Here is a 2,163-nt window from a genome sequence, read left to right as displayed (position 1 = left end):
AACTCTCCGAAGAGAGTGCTGACGGTGTCAGAAATACTCGTCAGAGTATTCCGACTGTATATGGTTCACTGACGTTCCACGAACTCGGATGAGTTCAGTGGACGTCTGGATCGCACGTATACACGGTTGTCATTGAATCGCCCCGGGTGTGACGGGGCGTTCGTCGAACCCTTCCCATCCGCGGTTTCCCGGGATGGTGCATCGGTCGTCGTGTTCGATCCGAGTCGCGTCTCCCATATAAGGGGACGGATTCGGACCGAACGGACATGGACTCACTGGGATTCGAACCCAGGGCATCCTCCTTGCAAGGGAGGCACTCTACCGCTGAGCTATGAGCCCACCTTCCCGCGTGGGGAAGGTCTGGTGTGTGTCGTGTTGTGTGGGCCGTGGTCGTTCTGCGGTGTCCAAGCCGGTGGGTGGACGGACGGACACAGGCCAATGCGAATGAGTAGTGACCGTCGGTGTGACGGTCGTAAGGTGAGCCTCCCGTGTGGGAGGTCTCGGGTCGGTGGAGGTGATCCAGCCGCAGATTCCCCTACGGCTACCTTGTTACGACTTAAGCCCCCTTGCGAAGCCCAGATTCGACGTGCGTGGCACGCCTCATCCGGACCTCACTCGGGTGCTTTGACGGGCGGTGTGTGCAAGGAGCAGGGACGTATTCACCGCGCGCTTATGACACGCGATTACTACCGAATCCAGCTTCATGTGGGCGAGTTGCAGCCCACAATCCGAACTACGATCGAGTTTCTGAGATTACCGTCTCCTTTCGGAGTAGGAACCCTTTGTCTCGACCATTGTAGCCCGCGTGTTGCCCAGCACATTCGGGGCATACTGACCTACCGTTGCCCGTTCCTTCCTCCGTGTTAGCCACGGCGGTCCCCCTACTGTCCCCAGCTACCTCGCGGTACTGCTGGCAAGTAAGGGTGCGGGTCTCGCTCGTTGCCTGACTTAACAGGACGCCTCACGGTACGAGCTGACGGCGGCCATGCACCTCCTCTCTGAGGCTCGGATAAGGTCATCAACCTGATCGTCATTACCACAGTCGATGCTGGTGAGATGTCCGGCGTTGAGTCCAATTAAACCGCAGGCTCCTCCGGTTGTAGTGCTCCCCCGCCAATTCCTTTAAGTTTCATCCTTGCGGACGTACTTCCCAGGCGGTCTGCTTAGCGGCTTCCCTACGGCACAGCACCCACTCGTAGTGGGAGCCACACCTAGCAGACATTGTTTACGGCCAGGACTACCCGGGTATCTAATCCGGTTCGAGACCCTGGCTTTCGTCCCTCACTGTCGGATCCGTTCTCGCGACGTGCTTTCGCCATCGGCGGTCCGTCCAGGATTACGGGATTTCACTCCTACCCCGGACGTACCCGTCGCGCCTTCCGGTCCCAAGCCACGCAGTTTCTACCGGGCGCCCACCTGTTGAGCAGGTGGATTTCCCGATGGACTTGCGCGGCCAGCTACGGACGCTTTAGGCCCAATAAGATCGGCCATCACTTGGGCTGCCGGTATTACCGCGGCGGCTGGCACCGGTCTTGCCCAGCCCTTATTCTGGCACCGCCTTAGGGTGCCGAAAAGCACAGGCGCTATGCCTGTGCACTTGGGATCCCCCTATCGCACTGTCGTGCAGTGTAAAGGTTTCGCGCCTGCTGCGCCCCGTAGGGCCCGGAATCTTGTCTCAGATTCCGTCTCCGGGTTCTCACTCTCATGACCCGTACCGATTATTGGCACGGTGGGCCGTTACCCCACCGTCTACCTAATCGGCCGCAGCCACATCCTTCGGCGCCGGAGCGTTTGGCATACCACTCATTCCAGTGGTGGTATGATATACACTATTAGCCTCAGTTTCCCGAGGGTATTGTGTTCCGAAGGGTAGTTTGGCCACGTGTTACTGAGCTATTCGCCACGAGTGTGAACTCGTGCGACTAGCATGGCTAAATCGGATCCCAATAGCAATGGCCTCCGGCAGGATCAACCGGAATGAATATCCTTCAGGCCTGATTCCCGGCCTGAAGGGGGTGTTGGCGGGTGTCAACGTAGTGTTGACACACCATTGCATTGGTCTGTGTGGTGTCCGGGCCAGCCAGCGACTTGGATGACACCGAACGACCACGGCTCACATCAGATCACCGCTTACGCCGGAGCGCAGGGGGCGTGATCCTCATC

General features: G+C 58.8%; 1 tRNA gene and 2 rRNA genes (1 of these 3 only partly in view). All 3 read right to left on the bottom strand.

Going from position 1 to position 2,163, the window contains the following annotated elements:
- A 23S ribosomal RNA gene (locus tag EXE45_RS16175) occupies nt 1-109 on the bottom strand; its annotated part reaches 1,659 nt to the left of the window's first position; the annotation flags it as partial.
- A 158-nt stretch (nt 110-267) separates the two neighbouring features.
- Nucleotides 268-339 (bottom strand) — tRNA-Ala (locus EXE45_RS16170).
- Nucleotides 340-509: 170 nt separating this feature from the next.
- A 16S ribosomal RNA gene (locus tag EXE45_RS16165) occupies nt 510-1,979 on the bottom strand.
- Nucleotides 1,980-2,163 lie beyond the last annotated feature (184 nt).

The organism is Halorubrum sp. SP9 (assembly GCF_005435015.1).
In the GTDB taxonomy this organism is placed as follows: domain Archaea; phylum Halobacteriota; class Halobacteria; order Halobacteriales; family Haloferacaceae; genus Halorubrum; species Halorubrum sodomense.
The sequence above is the reverse complement of the archived record's forward strand: the minus strand, read 5'-3'. Positions and strand labels throughout refer to the sequence as shown.